Below are 18,375 nucleotides of genomic sequence, written 5' to 3'. Positions count from 1 at the left end.
ATGTCAGTAAAAGCTTTTGCGGCCAAGTTATTTGCCAAAAAAATTCACACCAAAACCCAAAAATGGGCTAATAATCCTGTTGAAACCCAACAAAAAGTTTTTGAAGAATTAATCAGAGAAGCGGCTCAAACGCAATTTGGAAAAGATCATGATTTTGGTTTGATAAAAAGTCATTCCGATTTTGTTCAAAAAGTTCCTGTTCGCGATTACGAAGGGTTAAAACACTATGTAGATAAAGTCGTAAAAGGCGAAGAAAACGTGCTTTGGAAAGGAAAACCTTTATATTTTGCTAAAACTTCTGGAACAACTTCGGGTGCGAAGTATATCCCGTTGACAAAAGAATCAATGCCGTTTCATATTCAAGCGGCTCGAAATGCAATTTTGAGTTATATTCACGAAACTGGAAAAGCAGATTTTGTATCCGGAAAAATGATTTTCTTGCAAGGAAGTCCGATTTTAGAAGAAAAAAACGGAATCAAACTCGGAAGATTATCCGGAATTGTAGCGCATTTTGTTCCGAAATATTTACAAAAAAATCGCATGCCAAGTTGGGAAACCAATTGCATTGAAGATTGGGAAACCAAAGTTAATACGATTGTAGAAGAAACCATCAAGGAAAATATGACCGTGATTTCAGGAATTCCGTCTTGGGTACAAATGTATTTTGAGAAACTAGCAGCAAAAGCAAATAAACCTGTTGGTGAAATCTTCAAAAACTTCAATTTGTTCATTTACGGTGGCGTGAATTACGAACCATATAGAGCGAAATTTGAAAATTTAATTGGAAGAAAAGTCGATTCTATTGAGTTATTTCCAGCTTCTGAAGGTTTTTTTGCTTATCAAGATTCACAGAAGGAAAAAGGCATGTTGTTGTTATTGAATTCCGGAATTTTCTACGAATTCATAAAAGCAGAGGAATTTTTTACCGAAAATCCAAAGCGTTACACCATTGGTGAAGTAGAATTAGGAGTCAATTATGTTTTAATTATTTCTACCAACGCCGGACTTTGGGCGTATAATATTGGTGATACGATTCAGTTTACGAGTTTAAAACCGTATCGAGTAATTGTTTCTGGAAGAATCAAGCATTATATTTCAGCTTTTGGCGAACACGTTATTGGGAAAGAAGTGGAATCAGCACTAAAAGAAGCGATGGAAGGAACGGATGTTCGTGTAAACGAATTTACGGTCGCACCACAGATTACTCCAACTCAAGGTTTACCGTATCACGAATGGTTTATTGAATTTGAAAATGAACCTGAAAATCTAGAAGATTTTGCTTTAAAAATCGATGCTGCCATGCGCAAACAAAATGTGTATTACGACGATTTGATTGTTGGAAACGTGTTGCGAACCTTAGTCATTACAAGTGTTCCAAAAAATGGTTTCCAAGAGTATATGAAATCGATAGGAAAATTAGGTGGACAAAATAAATTACCAAGATTAAGTAACGATAGAAAGATTGCTCAGTTTTTTGAGACAAAAGAATAATGATGAAAGATAAAAGACTGATTTGGATTTTTTTGATTGTTTCTCATTTTGCGTTTTCACAAATCCGTGGCGTGGTCAAAGACAGCATTTCAGGCGAACCAATTTCTTATGTGAATATTTCGGTGGAGAATGAAACTGTTGGAACCACTTCGGAAGCAGATGGAAGTTTTTCATTGGATATAAAAGACGAGAAAGTATTGATTTTTTCTGCTTTGGGTTTTGAAACAAAGAAATTATCTTCTAAAAGCGAAGTAATTCTACTAAAACCAAAAGTTTTTGAGTTGAAGGAAGTGGTTATTGAACAACCAAAATTTAAAAAAGAAATTGAAATTGGAAATTTTAATAAACCTTTAGGCTATCATATTTCGGGAGATTTAGAATGGTCTAACGCAAAATTCTTTAAATATGAAACCACTTATGAACAAACAAAGTTTGTAAAAAAAATAAAAATTACAACTCGAAGTAAAGTTAATAATGCCAAATTTAAAATTAGAATTTTTAGTGTAAATAAGGAAGGTTCTCCTGAAGATGATTTACTTTATGAAGATATTATTGTAACGGTTAAAAAAGGAAAAAGGAAGAATATAATTGATATTTCAAATTTAAAATTAGTTTTCCCAGAAGAAGGTTTATTTATTGCTTATGAAGTTTTAAAAATTGAAAGCAATAAATATGAATTTAAATATACTGAAAACGAAAGTAAAAAATTAATCAAAAAAATATATTATGCACCTGATTTTGAATGCAATTTAGTTGAAGAACAAAACACATATCATAATAGATTTGGAAAATGGATTAAGTTACAAAGATGGCATAACAATGAAATAGGCTCAAGAGAAAAATACAATAACAAAGTTTTTGAACCTGCAATAAATCTTATACTAACAAATTAATGAAATCATTACTCTTTTTCTTTTTAACAATATCCCTTTCCGCACAAATTCGAGGCGTGGTCAAAGATAGTATTTCGGGTGAACCGATTCCTTTCGTAAATATATGGGTGGAGAATGAAACTATTGGTACTACTTCTGAGGCGGATGGAACGTTTTTCTTAGAAGCTTCAAAACAAAAAAACATTGTGATTTCGGTTTTAGGATACGAAAGAAAAACGTTGAAAGGAAGTGAAATTTCAGTAGTTCAATTAAAACCAATGGCTTACGATTTAAGAGAAGTAGTCATATTAAATAAAAAACAATCCAAACAAATTGAAATAGGCGACATCAAAAACGCCATTTTTCAATCGTTTGATAACGGACCAAAAATCGAAGCCAAGTTTTTTCCGTATCAAGCTTCTTACAACAAAACAAAATTTTTAAAAGAAGTCACTATTTTTACTGATAGTCGAATAGATGACGCGACAATAAAACTTCACTTTTACAGTGTAGATGAAAACGGATTTCCAGGAGAAGAATTACTAACAAAAGATTACGTTGTTACCTTGAGAAAAGGAATTATCAAACACCGATTTAATATATCACAATTCGATTTGGTTTTTCCTGAAAAAGGAATGTTTGTGGCCTATGAAAAATTGTTAATTGAAAGTAATAAAACAGGTACAAAATACCAACCATATGTATTATATAATTATGTTGAAAGAGACTTTTTTTATACGTATGCGTACGGAAAATGGAGCAAGCAAGCGGGAAATAATTCAGAGAAAATCAGTGTTAATGAGCCGTCAATAAATCTGATATTATCTAACTAAAATAAAAATCGTAACTTTGCAGGTTAGAAAAACAAAATATTAATGAAAGACATTAAAAACATTTCGCGTTCTAGAGCGCAAGAGTCCTCAGCAGCTATTGAGCGACTGTACATTACCATGAGACATTTATTTAACAGAGGTTTTTATAAACCAATGGGTGTTTCAGGAGAAACTTTAAGAGAAGCCTTATTAGCGCTTCGACCAGAAATTTACGGTTCTATTGCCGAAGAAAAGGTAGAATTAAACGGTTTATTATACGTAATTGAACGTTTACCAATTGGAATTGAAGAATGCCGTTACATCAACTTAACTTCAGATGAAGGCTATTCAAATTCGCACTTTAAAGCGATTGTTCCTCCAAAAAGAAGAAGAAACTGTTACCGTATTGACGACGAGCAAATGAATGTGGAAATCACACGTGGTCGTTCGGATATTTACGATATTTTAACGCATTTGACCTTTATTTTTATCGAATCGCACAAAATTAAAGATAGAGTTTTAATTGATGATGAAGGTTCGGTTTCACGCGATTGGCAAAAATTAGAATCAGCGGTAAAACAAACTAAAAAATTACCTTTAGTGGAACGTGAAAAAGCGATTTCTCACGCCGCAAATGTATTGGGAAGAACTTTTGCTGAAGTACAAGATATTTATGACGATTTTGCAACAGCAGAAGCACCTGATAGATTTTTACATGTAGTGTATTGGTTAGGAAAATTAGCTATCGAAGAAGTTGTTGATAACAACAAAAGAACGATTACATTTAGTCCAATTTTGAGAGAACGACTTGGACATCATATTTATGGCGATATTTGGGCTACCACAATTAAAGATGTTTTACTAAAAAACGATTTAATTGATAGACCAATTCACATCATTAGTGCGAATATGCACAGTGTGATGAATTCTATTTTTGCAGAACCTGTTTTAGGAAAAAAATACAAGAACACACCTGAATTTCAGATATTTGAAGATTTAAGTAGTTCATCAAGTAAAGAGTTACGCAAGAAAGTAGAAGAATTAGCGTTACAACAAGGAATGATTTCGTTGCCAGATGCATCAGGAACCAACATCGACGTTCAAATTTTTGATACTGCTAAAATTGATTTCAAGAAAACCATCTTTGCTGAGGCTAAATTAGCTAAGGAAAAACCAGTTATCATTGTAATGGATTACGCTTTTGGTGAGCAAGCTTTTGAAACGATTGATGAATTGTTGAAACCTTATAAAGTAGAAAAGAAAAATAAAATTTTCTTAAATGTGGAATCGGTTTCCATTATGGGTAAAGCTGGAATTTTAGAAGGTGGAAAAGGAGATATCATGATTCCATGTGCACACGTGAATGAAGGTACGGCTGACAATTATCCTTTTGAAAATGAGTTAACGGCAGCAATGTTTGAAGGAAACGGAATTCCTGTTTTTGCTGGACCTATGATTACGGTTTTAGGAACATCGCTTCAAAACAGAGATTTGTTAAAGTTTTTCCATGAATCAACTTGGCAAGCGATTGGTTTAGAAATGGAAGGTGCGTTTTATCAAAAAGCGATTCAATCGGCTTCAAAAATTAGAAAGAGTATCAATCCAAATGTAAAAGTTAGATATGCTTATTATGCTTCTGATAATCCATTAGAAACCGGAAGTACATTAGCTTCAGGAGGATTAGGAACTACTGGAGTGAAACCTACGTATTTAATTACGATTAAAATATTAGAACAAATCTTTAACGTAAAATAAGAATTAATGAGTACAAATTCTCAAGATCAAGAAATCGATTTAGGACAAATCGGAAAAGGAATTAAAAACTTTTTTAATGGAATAGTGAATTCCATTTTCGATTTTATATTCTTTGTAAAAAAGAAGATTGTAATTATTGGAGGTTTATTTGTTATAGGAGTTTTAGCAGCTTTTTTGTTAGACCCAAAAGTTTATAACCACGAAATTTCGGTTATTCCTAATTTCGGAAGTAATGAGTATTTGTATAAAAAAATAGAACAAATTGATACCAAGCTTAGAGAAGAAGATGAAACTTTTTTCAAAGAGTTAGGCATTAAAAAGTATGAGGATGTTGTAGGAATTGAAATTGAGGCATATCCTGCTATTTATAATTTTGTAAATAACAAAGAACAAGCAAATAACTTTGAATTAATTAAGTTGATGGCTGAAGATGGAAATATCGACAAAATTATGAAGGATGAAATAACAAGTAAAAATTATTACCATCATAAAATTTCTATCAAAACGAAAGGAATGTTAAAAAAAGAAGAGTTTATAACACCAGTTTTAAACTATTTGAATACCAATCCTTATTTTGAAATTCAACAAAAGGTATATCAAAAAAATTTAGCAGATAAAATCGTTTTAAATGATTCTTTAATTAAACAAATTGACAATTTGATTGTAATATTATCTTCTAATAATGCTTCTGGAACTATTTCGATATCAGAGAAGAATAGTATACCAGAATTAGTTGAAAAGAAAGATCGTTTAGTCTCTGAAAAACAATATTTATTGACAAATGAAAATATTTTTGACAAGATAATAAAAGAGGAAAGTAGTATAATTAATATTAGAGATTTCAAGCCATTGTTTTTAAATAATAAAATTATATTTCCTCTAGTTTTAATTCTTTTGTATTTGTTGTCTTACTTTTTATTTAGTACTTATAAAAAACAATCGGCAAGAATTAATAGTTAATGAAAAAAATATTAGTAACAGGCGGCGCCGGATTTATTGGAGCTAATTTTGTTCCTTATTTTATAGAAAACAATCCAGATTATCATTTGGTAAATTTGGATTTACTCACGTATGCTGGAAATTTAGAAAATGTTTCAGAAGTAGAAAACCATCCAAGATATACGTTTGTACAAGGCGATATTTGTGATAGAAATTTCATCGAAGAATTATTCCAGAAACACCAATTTCACGATGTCATTCATTTCGCGGCAGAAAGTCATGTTGATAATTCTATTTCTGGACCAGAAGCATTTATTAAAACCAATGTTTTAGGAACTTTTAATTTATTAGATACCGCAAGAAAACTTTGGATGTCAGCACCAAATCAATATAATGTTGGATTCGAAAATTCACGTTTTCATCATGTTTCTACTGATGAGGTTTATGGAACTTTAGGCGAAACAGGTTTGTTTGAAGAAACAACTCCGTATGCTCCAAATAGTCCGTACTCAGCCTCAAAAGCGGGTTCCGATATGATTGTGAGAAGTTATTTTCATACGTATGGAATGAACGTAGTAACTACCAATTGTTCTAACAATTACGGACCAAAACAACATGATGAGAAGTTAATTCCTACTATTATTCGTAAAGCTATAAAGGGAGAAAACATTCCCATTTATGGTGATGGCAAAAACGTTCGCGATTGGTTATACGTTTTAGATCATTGTAAAGGAATTGAATTAGCGTTTAAAACAGGAAAAGCAGGTGAAACATATAATATTGGCGGAAGAAACGAACGTAATAACTTATATATAGTGGATACCGTTTGTTCAATTTTGAATGAATTACAACCAAAATTACAAGGAAAATATCAAGATCAAATTACATTTGTGAAAGATAGACCAGGTCATGATTTGCGTTACGCTATTGATGCAACAAAAATAGAGAATGAATTAGGTTGGAAAGCAGATGAAAATTTTGAATCGGGAATCAAGAAAACTATCGAATGGTATTTACAAAAATATAACAACTAATGAAGGGAATTATATTAGCTGGAGGTTCAGGCACGCGTTTGCATCCGTTAACATTGGCGGTTAGCAAGCAATTGATGCCAATTTATGATAAACCAATGATTTACTATCCATTATCAACACTGATGTGGGCAGGAATTAACGAAATTTTAATCATTTCAACTCCGCACGATTTACCTTTATTTCGTCAATTATTAGGCGACGGAAAATCGTTAGGTTGTAAATTCGAATATGCCGTTCAAGAACACCCTAATGGTTTAGCTGAAGCCTTTATCATTGGTAAAGAATTTGTTGGAAACGACAAAGTAGCCCTAATTTTAGGAGATAATATATTTTATGGAACAGGTTTAGCCGAATTACTTCAATCAAATAATAATCCAGACGGCGGAATCATTTATGCCTATCACGTGCATGATCCTGAGCGTTACGGTGTGGTAGATTTTGATAAAGATGGAAAAGTTTTATCTATCGAAGAGAAACCTGCGCAGCCGAAATCAAACTATGCTGTTCCAGGAATTTATTTTTATGATAATAACGTTTTAGAAATCGCAGCAAATATTAAACCAAGTAACCGAGGTGAATTAGAAATTACCGATGTGAATAAAGAATACTTAAATTGCGGAAAATTACAAGTAAGTATTTTAGATAGAGGAACCGCTTGGTTAGACACGGGAACTTTTCAATCATTAATGCAAGCTGGACAATTTGTACAAGTAATTGAAGAACGTCAAGGATTAAAAATTGGAGCTATTGAAGAAGTAGCCTACAAAATGGGTTTTATTAATGCTGACCAATTAAAAAAATTAGCAGAACCGTTGTTAAAAAGTGGTTACGGAAAACATTTAATGAGCTTAGTTTAATATTTTGTTTAATGTTTCAAATTTCAAGTTATTTGAAGTTGAAGTTTGAATTTGATTTTTTAAAATACTTTGAAATTTACAGAAACCAAACTTAAAGGATGTTTTATCCTAGAACCAAAAATAATAAAAGACGAACGTGGTTATTTCATGGAAAGTTTTAATGAAAAGACTTTTCAGGAAGGAATTGGACAAAAAGTAACTTTTGTGCAAGACAATCAATCGTTTTCTACTAATGGGGTTTTAAGAGGTTTGCATTATCAATGTGGTGAACATGCGCAAGCAAAGTTAGTACGTGTTCTTGATGGCGAAGTTTTAGATGTTGCGGTAGATTTACGTCCAGAATCAGAAACTTATGGTCAGTATGAAGCGGTTTTGCTTTCAGCAGAAAATCAAAAACAATTTTTTGTACCAAGAGGTTTTGCTCATGGGTATTTAGTTTTGTCTAACACTGCTATTTTCTTTTATAAATGCGATAATTTTTACAACAAAGAAAGCGAAGGTGGCTTGATTTTTAATGATCAAAGCGTAAATATCAATTGGAATTTTCCTTTGAATGAGTTGATAATTTCCGAAAAAGATCAAGTTTTACCAAATCTTGAAAACGCAAAAAAAGTATGGTAGTACTCGTAACAGGAGCAAACGGACAATTAGGACAAGCGATTCAATTAATTTCGGGAAATTATCCGGAGCTAAGTTTTATATTTTGTTCTTCATCTGAATTAGATATTACTAATTTAGAAAACTGTCAAGCTGTTTTTGATGAGTTTCAACCTCATTTTTGTATCAATGCAGCGGCTTATACAGCAGTTGATAAAGCCGAAAGTGAATCTTCAAAAGCTTTTGATATCAATGCAAACGGACCAGAAAACTTAGCAATTACGTGTAAAAAACACAATACGATTCTAATTCATATTTCTACTGATTTTGTTTTTGATGCTTATTTTTTAGACGGGATTGCCTATTATGATAGAGAACTTAGACTGCCTTTAAAAAGCAATTTAGGACTTACAGAAACCGATGTGCCTTTTCCAAGTGGTGTGTATGGTTTAACAAAACTACAAGGAGAACAAGCGATTCAGGCGAATTGGGAAAAACATTTTATCATTAGAACTTCTTGGGTATATTCTCAATTTGGGAACAATTTTATGAAAACTATGTTGCGATTGGCATCGGAACGCGAAAGTTTATCTGTTGTTGCAGACCAAATTGGAACACCAACAAATGCTGTTGATTTAGCTGAGGTTTTGATAGTTATAATAGTTTCAAGTTTCAAGTTTGCTTCGCCAGTTCGTTTTCACTCGGGTCAAGTTTCAAGTTTTGGAATTTACAATTTCAGTAACGAAGGGCAATGTTCTTGGTATGATTTTGCTAATGAAATCTTCCATCAAAAAGGAATTAAAATAGATTTAAGACCTATTCCAACTTCGGCTTATCCTACGCCAGCAAAAAGACCAGCGTATAGTGTTTTAGATAAAACAAAAATTAAAAGAACATTCGATATTGAAATCAATGGATGGCAAACGAGTTTAGCAACATGTATTAATCAATTGTAAATTCATGAAAAAAATAGTTATACTTTTTTGCTTTACTTTCTTTTTATCCTTTTCCCAAGAAAAAGCATCAACCTATTTTGATGTGCAACTTTTTAGAGGAAATGTTTATAAACATACCAACGATATTGGCCATTTAATCACAGGTCATCCTGACGGATTTTTGCTAAGTTATAACTGGAAAACCTTTGGAAAAAAAGAATGGCAACAAGTGTATAATTATCCAGATTATGGTATTTCGTATCATTATTTAGATTTCAAAAATCAGTATTTAGGAGTGAATCATGCGGTTGGAGTCCATTATAATTTTTATTTTTTTAAGCGTCAATTAATGTTCCGAATTTCGCAAGGAATTGGGATGACTTCAAATCCATACGATAAAGAAACCAACAATAAAAACAACGCTTTTGGAACTAAATTTATGGATAATAATTATTTCTTATTGCAATATAAGAAGGAGAATATTATTGATAGAATTGGGCTACAAGCAGGTTTTATGTTGACTCATTTTTCAAATGGACGATTTAAAGCACCAAATAGTGGAATTAACACGATAGCTTTTAACGTAGGATTGAATTATAATTTCAACGACAAACAAGAGTTTATTGTTGATTCACTGCCTTCAAAAGACACTTACAAAGAAAGAATAAAATATAATATAGCCTTCAGAACAGGAGTTTCTGAAGGACCAGTGCCGCATTTAGGTCAGCGTCAATTTTATCACATTGGTTTGTATGCTGATAAACGAATTGGAAGAAAAAGCGCTTTACAACTAGGAACCGATGTTTTTTTCTCTCGTTACCTTAGAGATTTGATTGCTTTTTCGTCAGTAGCATATCCTGATAAACCACCATTAGATCCTAATACTGATTATAAAAGAATTGGACTTTTTGTTGGACATGAATTATTTATTAATAAACTATCCATTGAAACGCAACTTGGGTATTATGTTTACAAACCTTTTAATTATGAGATTGATGTTTATCAAAGAGTTGGACTAAAATATTATCTTTATAAAAACATTTTCACAGGAGTTGGCTTAAAAACACATGGCGGAAGAGCTGAAGCTATTGAAGCTACTTTAGGAATAAGATTGTGAAATTGTCAATTTAAGCGAAGTCGAGAAATCTAAATATGAAAAAGTACACCTTATATTTTTTACTACTAATTTTTATGAGCAGCTGCGGTATTTCTGAAGATTGTTTCAAAGGAAATGGTAGTCAAATTACACAAACGTTTCCATTAGAAAATTTTACAAAAATAAAAGTGTATGATGGTGTGGGATTAGTGATTAGAGAAGGTTCAAGTTATGAAGTTAAAATAGTTACATCAGACAACATTATTGATGATTTAGAAGTAAGATTAGACGGTGATATGCTAGTTATAAAAGATAATTCAACTTGTAATATTGCTCGTGATTATGGGCAAACAAAGGTTTATGTAACAATTCCAGATGGTACGCTTTTACCTTTAATACCAGAGTTAGAAATACATTGTAAAACCGAGCAGAAAATAGAATCTGAAGGGGTATTACATTCACGAATTATTCGTTTATTTTCTATGGACTTATCTGATGGAGCAGGTACAGGAGATTTCCATCTAACCGTAAATTCTAATGAATATGTTATTATTGAAAGCAATAACGTATCAAACTTTTACATTAAAGGTCAGTGTAACAATTTAAATGTAGCTTTTTTTTGGGGGAATGGAATTTTTTATGGAGAAGAAATAGATGTTTCAAATAGCATTTATGTTTTTCATAGAGGTTCAAATGATATGATTTTTAGACCAACAAGTCGAATATATGGTGATATTTATAGTGTTGGAAATGTTATTTTAAAAAGCTTACCTCTTCAGGACGATATTATACAACATTACACAGGAAGAGTTATTTATCAAATAAATTAGTTTTGTATTTAGAGTGAAATTTAAATAAACTAAGAAGTATTAAAAGAAAAAATAAAATTCCATTTTGTCTGTAAAAATAATCTTCAATCATACACATTAATAAGGTATTGAGCATAAAAACTCCAATGGTTAAAGATTTAAAGTTTAAAAGGAAAGAGTAACTTTTATAGAAAAAATACAATAAAGAAATTAGTCCAAAAATTCCAGAACCCAACAAAACATAAATAAAATAATTATGTGTTAAGTACAAATGATTTTTATAAAAATCAGACTGGTAATTTTCATTAAAACAGTTTAATAATTCTAATTTTAATTCAGAGAAACCAACACCATACCAAAAGTTTTCTTTAATTAGAAGAAAGTCACAAGTATATATTGCCTTTCTAATGTTGGTTGAATCATATGCAGCTCCAATTGGCTCTGTGTTTAAACTGTTGATAACTTCTAATATTCTCAACATCATTCCAGGCGTGATATAAATTAAAATAATTGAAACTACAGCGATCAATAAGACTAGGGAAAATTTGTATATTATTTTAATTTTAGAATATCTAAAAATCGAATATAAAATTAACATTGTAATTAATACAATATTCAATTTCGTTAGTAATAGAAATGTAAAAGAGAAAAAAAGGATAATTAGGAGAAGGTATAAGTAACTAAACCTTGCTTTTAATTCTTCAATACAAAAAGCGGTTCCAAATAAAGTAATGGAGGTTAAATATGCAGGATGTATCGTGAAAAAATTAGTTTTAGAGTAAACAAAATCTCTAAACAAAGAACTGTTATATTTTGTTGCAAACAACTCATAGAATTGATGATTAACCAAAAAAAGCAGTATATAAATAAAGATTAAAACAGCACAACAGTAGATTAAAAACTTGAAATAGTGAACGATTTTTTCTTTAGTAAATAATTCATCTGAAGATAAAAAGAAAAAAATTGGTAACGCTAAAAAAAGGAGTACATGATTAATTTCGCCTAAATTTTTTACTAATTCGCCTCTTAATAAACTTGCTATTACAACAATAAAAAAAGGAATAGAGAAAACAAGCCAATTTGATTTAATTATTGTTTTTGTTTTATTAATAAGTGAATATCTTATGGTGAATAACGCAAAAACTCCTAAAAAAATCATACTGATATTTTCTTTTAAAAGAGGAAATGCAAAAAGTGGGAAAAGTGTATACGGGTATACTTTGTCTAAAAATTTATTCATGTTATAAAATTTCGTCAATTTTTTTTATAAAGTTATCTAATACTTTTTCTTTTGAAAAACTTTCAATTATTTTAAATCTAGCTTTTTTACCCATATCTGAACATAAATCTGGATTATCTTTAAGAAAGATAATTTTATCATAAATTTCTTTTGGATCAATACTTGAAATATAAAATCCAGTATCAGGTGTTAATACTTTAGCAACTTCAGATTTTGAGTTTCCTGAAACCAAACAAACTTTTTCACTAGCCATCATTCCTAATAGTTTAGAAGGCATTAAGGTATCTAAAACCTCCTGTTTTTGGAACAAAAAATGACAAGAAGCGCTACATAGCAAGTCGTTTAACTCGTGATAAGGAACTAGCGGATTAAATTTTATATTGCTAAATTTTGCACAATTTAATTTTAAGGTGTCTAAATAACCACCATCGCCAACAATTACAATTTCAATATCATTGTGAGGTTCTAAAAGCAAACAAACTTTACAAAATAAATCCCAATCTTGTTTTTCACCAATATTTCCAGAATATAAAAGTGAAAATTTTTCTTTTTCAAAATAGCTATGATGGTTTGATTTTATTGGATTTATATCATCACTAGAAATCCAATTTGGAAAGTAATATGTATCAACAGAATTGGTTTTTTCGTTGACTTTCTTTAGCATTTGAAAACTAATAGAACTAATAAGGGTTGCTTTATTTAATAAGAATTTTTCAAAAGTAATTACTGCCTTTTTAATCAAAAGACCTAAAAGATGATTCTTCTTAAATATTCCAGATTCGAATGCTAAATCAAATTCAAAATCTTGAACATGAATCCATAATTTAGCTTTTTTCTTTTTTGCTAATAAGAATGCAGGGATTATTGAAAATGTAAAAGGAACTAAGCAAATTACTAAATCAGTCTTTTCAATTTTTTTTATGTTCTTATTTGTTCCATATACAAAGCTGAAAATCATTTTTAATCTTGAAAAAATGGTTACTTTTTTTGGAACAAATTGTTTGTATCTTATGATTTCAATATCATTAAGTCTTTCTGTAATAAAATCGTTTTTATCTTGGTATTCTTTATAAATTTCCCATTGAGGATAGTATGGAAACCCAGAAATAACAGTTACGTTGTGTTTTTTAGATAGAAATTCGGCAAATTGAGTGGTATATAAACCAATTGCGGTATCTTCAGGATAAAAATTAGCTGTTATAATGGAAATATTCTTCTTCAAATTCATTGTATAATTGACTCAATAATAGCCAACAAATATAATTTTTTAAATAACAGCATTTTTGTTTGTAATAAAAAAAAAATATATATTTTTGTGCTACTAAAAAGAAAAATAAAATGAAAAGATTTTTTGGATTATTTATTATTGCCCTTTCAATTTCTTGCGGAGGTGAAAAAAAGGAAGAAGTAATTTCTGAAAAAGAAGTTGAAATTAATAAGCGTTCAATTGTAATTGATGCTGTTTATGAAAAAGATGATGAATTATCTTTTGTGTATATGAAGGATGGTTTTTGGAATTATGATAATCCCCAAAAGCACAAGATAACAGGTAGCTCAACTCCTCAAACGATAGAAGTTATTTTACCTTCAGATTATAATGTTGAAAATATAGAGTTTGACTTGAGTTCAAATAGAGAACAAAAGTTAGTCAAAATAACAAGCATTAAAGTATTAGAAAATGGTAAAACTTTAGTTGATGGATCTAATATGGCTTTCATTAAATATTTTAATGCAGGAACTGGTTTGTCTTGGGATGAGCCAACAATGAGTTATAAATTAAATTTTGATGGAGAGTTTCCACCTAGAATGCAAGGAAACGAGCAATTGGAGTCAATTTTAGTAAAATAAAATTTTTTACTTTTTTATATAGAATTATATAGGTCATCCCATAGATGACCTTTTTTTTCCCAACTATATTCCTTTAAGACATATTCTGATAGCATTTTACCACGTTGTTCTCTTTCATTATTATTCCAAGAAGCAATCAAGTTTAAAGAATTGATTAGTTCATCTAAATTTGGATTAATCATTATACCACCATTTTTGCCCCAATCAGAATTTATTCCAGTTTTATAAGTTGTAAGTACTGGTGTTTGACAACTTGCTGCTTCTAAATTAACCATTCCTATAGCTTCAGAATAAGATGGTAAAATAAAAGCTTTAGCATTTGAATATAATTTATATTTTTCAAGACCATATACACTTCCCAAGAATTCAATTCTATTTTCAATATTTAATTCTTTGCATTGTTTTTTCAGTTCAATTGAATATTGATTTTCAGTACCTACAATTTTTAATTTGATACTTTTATTATTTATTTTCGACATTGCTTTAATAAGAATATCTAAACCTTTTTTAGGATGTATTCTACTTAAAAAAAGTATATATTCGTATTCTTTATTAATGTAATCAATTTTAGGAATCTCATTAAAATAGATAAGATTAGGAATTTCAATAATTTGTTTATGGTTTGTTAATCTATATAGATTATCTTTTTCAAGTGGAGTTATTGCATGTAAAACACTCGATTTGTTTAAAATTTTATTTAGGATTAAATAACGATATATATTTTTCTTTAAAGCTTTATCTTTTAAATGCCATGGTTCTAGCATTCCATGAGGTGTAATTACAAAAGGTTTTTGTTTTCTTTCATGTAATTTTAAACCGACATATTGTGTATGCATGAAAACTCCATGTAAATGTGCAATATCAAAATCATCCGCTTTTTGGAAAGCAAAATTTTCAAGCTCTGAAGAATAATTCCAGTTTTTTATTTTTTTAGGTTTAAATTCAAAAAAATTATCGGTAGGTTCCATATAATTTGTAATTACTAATGATGAAAAATCCTCATTTTTATTTAAGTATTTATCAAGGTTTATAACTACTGTTCTTAAACCACCACTTTCGTTAGATACATTTTCAGCTAAATGATAAATTTTTTTCATTCTGTAATTTTTTGATTTGTGAAATAGAACATCCAAATAAAGAAAAATAATTCTGGAGGGAAATAAGTTCCGTCTCTAAATAATTTAAGTAAAAAGTAAATTAATATTCCTTGAAGGATAAAATTGGAATTCGAAAAGCTCAAATTAAAGGAACGAATTAGAAAAAATATCACACAAATAATCCCAATTATTCCAAATTCTGAACTTATCCTGGTAAATAAAGAATTAGCGTCAAATGAATTATCAAACTTATGACCGAGTTTATTTATATAATTTGGAGGACGCATCGTTTTATGGTAACGTGTTGTAAACATATAATGATGGCTTCCAATACCACTACCAAGAGGATGTTCGATAATATTTTGTTTAGCAATGTATAAGTTAGTCAACATTACGTATGAACTTAAGTTTGTAGATTCATCAAATTTACCATTCTTTAATACCGTTAAATTATCCATAGAATCATCAACTCTCATCTGAAAGGATTCAAAATTCTTATATGTATAAAAAAATAAAGTTAAAACTAGAGGAACCGCTACAAGTAAGTATTTAAATTTCTTTAAATTAAAAAAAGGAAATATGAACATCATTCCACAACCAATGTATCCTAGACTAGATTCGGATAGAATAATTGAAACAAATAATACGAAGAATTTTAAGAACAATTTACTTCTTAGGAAAAAGTAACAAGCGGGTAAGATAACAACAACAAAATGAGCGGGTTCTTTAAAGATACTCATTAGACGAAATTCATTATCAAAATATGCAAAAGGATTAAGTTTTAAAAAATAAAAAATCAAACCTAATATAGCAATATAAAAAGATAATGATAAATATAGCTTTGTTACCTTAGAAAGCTCTGCAACCAAAAAGAAATTATAGAAATACAATCCAGTTATTGTTATACCGAGTAGTTGCGAAATAAAATAATTCGGTGGTATTTGGATAATTGTATAACATAAAATTGCATGTGCAAATAATGAAGCAACAACTATAAGGAAAGTTTTATGTACCCGAAGTGTTTTATATTTTATAATTAAAAAATAATTAACGAAAATAATCAAGTAAAGTAATTTCCAGTCAATTATAAAATTGAAAAAAAATCCTTCTGAAAAAATTGCAAATACTGATGAGTAAAGTAAATATTTATCTAGATTTAATTTCAACGTTTATTTGTTTAAAGAATAAATCCAAAGATATGAATTTTTTGAACTTATATTAAAATACCTTTTACCGTTATAGTCAATAAATGCTTGATTAATGGTGTTTGATACAATACTGTTTACTTCTGGAGTTTCAGAACTTGTTTTAGAAGTAATGTTATTTACATTAATTGCTACTGGTTTAATATATGAAAAGTAATAATTATAAAAAAGGGGATACTCCCAGTCGGACATAATTAAACCAATAGTTTCGTTTGCATTAATTTCTTTAATAACAGATTTATAATCACTATATAATTGAGGTTGATTAGCAAAGTACTTTTGAAATCTATTATCATCTAAGGCAATACTTTTGGTTAGTTTTCCATTTTCAATTAAAGGTCTTAAATTATTAAAAACGATGAATAAAAAGGTACTACCAATCAATATAATACTTATCACATTTTGAATAACAATATTTCTTTTTAGTAATGCTAAACTACACACAACTAAAATACTAGATGTCATGAAAATAGGAATATGTAAACGCGTATGCCACGGTTGCCATTTCAGATAAAAAGCAAATAATAATAATTGCATTACAATAATTAAAGTTACAACATTATAAAGAAGCGTTTTGTTGTCTTTTTTTCTTTTTAAATGGAATACAAAAAAAAGAATAGCACCTAAAATTAAAAGTAAATGAATAAAATTTGGTACATAATCTTCATGTGTAGTAAAATCATAAGGCTTACTATATTTAATGCCTAAATAATTGTTTTGTGGACTATTTATATCAATATTTAAATCATCGTGAATAGTATGAATTATCTTGTCCAAAGGTTCATTTAGAGGGTATGGAACATGCAGCGCTAGGTTCTTTAATATGTTTGAAAAAGTAGTAGTCAAAGATAAATCTTCATTAGAATAGTTTTTTGCTTCCTGTTCATCAATATTTAAAATATCCTTATTTAAAGAATAATTTCTTTGAAAGTGACCTATATTAATTGCAATTACAATAACTATAATCCAATGAACATTTTTGATAATAAATAGATTTTTCTCTTTAAGAATCTGTTTTAAAAATAAAATGCCAAAAACAATAAAAACAGGTACAAAGAATAAATATGCAGTTCCTTTTGTTAGCATTCCTAAACCAATAATAAAACTTAAAAATATAATATCTTCTTTTTTATTTAACCTGTAAATTTTAAAAAGATAAAGTATTGCACTTAAAACAAAGAAGCCCGTTATAACATCGTTTTTGGTTGTAGTAGCTTGTAAAATTACAGATGGAATGGAAATCAACAATAATAAGGCAAACAATTTTAATTTTCGACTAAAATCAAACATTGAAAGTATTTGCCAAACTACAAGCAATGAACCAAATAAAAATAATAACTGAACCGAGTTTGAAAAATAGTCATTTCCATTTAGCAGATTGACGTTCATGATAACAAATTCTGCAAAAGGCGGTTGATATAAATGTCTTAAAATATGACTTGGAAAATGATTTACAGATTCATTTCCTATCCAAAACATGATTCTTGACATGTGATAAGTTAAAGAATCCCAATTGTTTGGTGGATACAAGATGCCTTGAAGAAAAAGCAGAAAAAGAAATATAAAAATTATTAAAACATATCCTTTTTCTATTTTTGAAAAGTTGTTTTGAAAAGTTGTTTTGAGTTTCTTTAGTTCAAATATTACAAGACTAAAGCTTTCTTTTTTCTTTTTAAAAATAAGATACCAGCAAACTAGTATCATTAAAGACCAGGCTGTATATATTCCGATTACATTAACGCACTTGAAAAGCGATAGTATTTCTGTAATGAAAACAATAGAAAAGGA

The 18,375-nt window shown here is 29.4% G+C and carries 17 protein-coding genes; 12 read left to right on the top strand and 5 right to left on the bottom strand.

The window, feature by feature from the left end:
• The 11 genes from B0I03_RS05715 to B0I03_RS05665 all read left to right on the top strand — a co-directional run bounded on the left by B0I03_RS05715 (position 1) and on the right by B0I03_RS05665 (position 11,218).
• Positions 1-1,491: a GH3 auxin-responsive promoter family protein gene (locus B0I03_RS05715; protein WP_111566704.1), complete on the top strand. Its 1,491-nt coding sequence runs from the start codon at positions 1-3 to the stop codon at positions 1,489-1,491.
• 2 nt (positions 1,492-1,493) lie between these two features.
• Positions 1,494-2,384, top strand: coding sequence for a carboxypeptidase-like regulatory domain-containing protein (locus tag B0I03_RS05710; protein WP_181452351.1), 891 nt, complete (start codon positions 1,494-1,496; stop codon positions 2,382-2,384).
• Positions 2,384-3,196 carry a carboxypeptidase-like regulatory domain-containing protein gene (locus tag B0I03_RS05705; RefSeq protein WP_111566504.1) on the top strand — a complete coding sequence of 271 codons (813 nt, stop codon included), beginning with the start codon at positions 2,384-2,386 and terminating at the stop codon, positions 3,194-3,196. Before B0I03_RS05710 ends, B0I03_RS05705 begins: the two co-directional genes overlap by 1 nt.
• A 42-nt stretch (positions 3,197-3,238) precedes the next feature.
• Positions 3,239-4,930, top strand: a complete 1,692-nt coding sequence (locus tag B0I03_RS05700; protein WP_111566503.1) for a DUF6909 family protein — start codon at positions 3,239-3,241, stop codon at positions 4,928-4,930.
• A 6-nt stretch (positions 4,931-4,936) separates the two neighbouring features.
• Complete coding sequence (locus B0I03_RS05695) at positions 4,937-5,890, top strand: hypothetical protein (protein WP_111566502.1); 954 nt, start codon at positions 4,937-4,939, stop codon at positions 5,888-5,890.
• A complete protein-coding gene (gene rfbB / locus B0I03_RS05690) occupies positions 5,890-6,903 on the top strand; it encodes a dTDP-glucose 4,6-dehydratase (RefSeq protein ID WP_111566501.1) in 1,014 nt (337 codons plus the stop codon). The genes B0I03_RS05695 and rfbB overlap by 1 nt, the downstream gene beginning before the upstream one ends.
• Positions 6,903-7,760, top strand: a complete 858-nt coding sequence (rfbA, locus tag B0I03_RS05685; protein ID WP_111566500.1) for a glucose-1-phosphate thymidylyltransferase RfbA — start codon at positions 6,903-6,905, stop codon at positions 7,758-7,760. The genes rfbB and rfbA overlap by 1 nt, the downstream gene beginning before the upstream one ends.
• Before the next feature lie 69 nt (positions 7,761-7,829).
• Positions 7,830-8,381 carry a dTDP-4-dehydrorhamnose 3,5-epimerase gene (rfbC, locus tag B0I03_RS05680; protein ID WP_111566499.1) on the top strand — a complete coding sequence of 184 codons (552 nt, stop codon included), beginning with the start codon at positions 7,830-7,832 and terminating at the stop codon, positions 8,379-8,381.
• The gene (gene rfbD / locus B0I03_RS05675) at positions 8,375-9,313 is read left to right on the top strand and encodes a dTDP-4-dehydrorhamnose reductase (RefSeq protein WP_111566498.1); all 939 of its coding nucleotides are present in this window, start codon (positions 8,375-8,377) and stop codon (positions 9,311-9,313) included. Before rfbC ends, rfbD begins: the two co-directional genes overlap by 7 nt.
• A gap of 4 nt (positions 9,314-9,317) precedes the next feature.
• Positions 9,318-10,409 (top strand): acyloxyacyl hydrolase, encoded by a 1,092-nt coding sequence (locus B0I03_RS05670; protein WP_111566497.1) that lies wholly within the window; start codon positions 9,318-9,320, stop codon positions 10,407-10,409.
• A 35-nt stretch (positions 10,410-10,444) separates the two neighbouring features.
• Complete coding sequence (locus tag B0I03_RS05665; protein ID WP_111566496.1) at positions 10,445-11,218, top strand: GIN domain-containing protein; 774 nt, start codon at positions 10,445-10,447, stop codon at positions 11,216-11,218.
• On the opposite strand, the gene B0I03_RS05660 is transcribed toward B0I03_RS05665, so the two are convergent.
• Both B0I03_RS05660 and B0I03_RS05655 read right to left on the bottom strand, forming a co-directional pair.
• Positions 11,199-12,437, bottom strand: coding sequence for an O-antigen ligase family protein (locus B0I03_RS05660; protein ID WP_146603262.1), 1,239 nt, complete (start codon positions 12,435-12,437; stop codon positions 11,199-11,201). The genes B0I03_RS05665 and B0I03_RS05660 overlap by 20 nt on opposite strands.
• A gap of 1 nt (position 12,438) precedes the next feature.
• Positions 12,439-13,665 carry a glycosyltransferase gene (locus B0I03_RS05655; protein ID WP_111566494.1) on the bottom strand — a complete coding sequence of 409 codons (1,227 nt, stop codon included), beginning with the start codon at positions 13,663-13,665 and terminating at the stop codon, positions 12,439-12,441.
• Positions 13,666-13,775: 110 nt separating this feature from the next.
• Between B0I03_RS05655 and B0I03_RS05650 the strand changes: the two genes are divergently transcribed.
• Positions 13,776-14,285 carry a hypothetical protein gene (locus tag B0I03_RS05650; RefSeq protein WP_111566493.1) on the top strand — a complete coding sequence of 170 codons (510 nt, stop codon included), beginning with the start codon at positions 13,776-13,778 and terminating at the stop codon, positions 14,283-14,285.
• 14 nt (positions 14,286-14,299) lie between these two features.
• On the opposite strand, the gene B0I03_RS05645 is transcribed toward B0I03_RS05650, so the two are convergent.
• The 3 genes from B0I03_RS05645 to B0I03_RS05635 are packed head-to-tail and all read right to left on the bottom strand — an operon-like array spanning position 14,300 to position 18,291.
• Positions 14,300-15,382, bottom strand: a complete 1,083-nt coding sequence (locus tag B0I03_RS05645; RefSeq protein WP_111566492.1) for a glycosyltransferase — start codon at positions 15,380-15,382, stop codon at positions 14,300-14,302.
• Positions 15,379-16,548 carry an O-antigen ligase family protein gene (locus B0I03_RS13210; RefSeq protein ID WP_111566491.1) on the bottom strand — a complete coding sequence of 390 codons (1,170 nt, stop codon included), beginning with the start codon at positions 16,546-16,548 and terminating at the stop codon, positions 15,379-15,381. The genes B0I03_RS05645 and B0I03_RS13210 overlap by 4 nt, the downstream gene beginning before the upstream one ends.
• Before the next feature lie 3 nt (positions 16,549-16,551).
• On the bottom strand, positions 16,552-18,291 hold the full coding sequence (locus tag B0I03_RS05635) for an ArnT family glycosyltransferase (RefSeq protein ID WP_181452350.1): 1,740 nt from the start codon (positions 18,289-18,291) through the stop codon (positions 16,552-16,554).
• Between the last annotated feature and the right edge of the window lie 84 nt (positions 18,292-18,375).

Origin of the sequence: Flavobacterium aquaticum (assembly GCF_003259835.1) — a bacterium.
GTDB lineage: Bacteria > Bacteroidota > Bacteroidia > Flavobacteriales > Flavobacteriaceae > Flavobacterium > Flavobacterium aquaticum.
This window is presented reverse-complemented; position numbering and strand designations above follow the sequence as displayed.

Bases quoted from the DNA above. Each gene is read 5' to 3' on its own strand.
- B0I03_RS05715 (WP_111566704.1), top strand. From the start codon at position 1: ATGTCAGTAAAAGCTTTTGCGGCCAAGTTATTTGCCAAAAAAATTCAC.
- B0I03_RS05710 (WP_181452351.1), top strand. From the start codon at position 1,494: ATGAAAGATAAAAGACTGATTTGGATTTTTTTGATTGTTTCTCATTTT.
- B0I03_RS05705 (WP_111566504.1), top strand. From the start codon at position 2,384: ATGAAATCATTACTCTTTTTCTTTTTAACAATATCCCTTTCCGCACAA.
- B0I03_RS05700 (WP_111566503.1), top strand. From the start codon at position 3,239: ATGAAAGACATTAAAAACATTTCGCGTTCTAGAGCGCAAGAGTCCTCA.
- B0I03_RS05695 (WP_111566502.1), top strand. From the start codon at position 4,937: ATGAGTACAAATTCTCAAGATCAAGAAATCGATTTAGGACAAATCGGA.
- rfbB (WP_111566501.1), top strand. From the start codon at position 5,890: ATGAAAAAAATATTAGTAACAGGCGGCGCCGGATTTATTGGAGCTAAT.
- rfbA (WP_111566500.1), top strand. From the start codon at position 6,903: ATGAAGGGAATTATATTAGCTGGAGGTTCAGGCACGCGTTTGCATCCG.
- rfbD (WP_111566498.1), top strand. From the start codon at position 8,375: ATGGTAGTACTCGTAACAGGAGCAAACGGACAATTAGGACAAGCGATT.
- B0I03_RS05670 (WP_111566497.1), top strand. From the start codon at position 9,318: ATGAAAAAAATAGTTATACTTTTTTGCTTTACTTTCTTTTTATCCTTT.
- B0I03_RS05665 (WP_111566496.1), top strand. From the start codon at position 10,445: ATGAAAAAGTACACCTTATATTTTTTACTACTAATTTTTATGAGCAGC.
- B0I03_RS05660 (WP_146603262.1), bottom strand. From the start codon at position 12,437: ATGAATAAATTTTTAGACAAAGTATACCCGTATACACTTTTCCCACTT.
- B0I03_RS05655 (WP_111566494.1), bottom strand. From the start codon at position 13,665: ATGAATTTGAAGAAGAATATTTCCATTATAACAGCTAATTTTTATCCT.
- B0I03_RS05650 (WP_111566493.1), top strand. From the start codon at position 13,776: ATGAAAAGATTTTTTGGATTATTTATTATTGCCCTTTCAATTTCTTGC.
- B0I03_RS05645 (WP_111566492.1), bottom strand. From the start codon at position 15,382: ATGAAAAAAATTTATCATTTAGCTGAAAATGTATCTAACGAAAGTGGT.
- B0I03_RS05635 (WP_181452350.1), bottom strand. From the start codon at position 18,291: ATGATACTAGTTTGCTGGTATCTTATTTTTAAAAAGAAAAAAGAAAGC.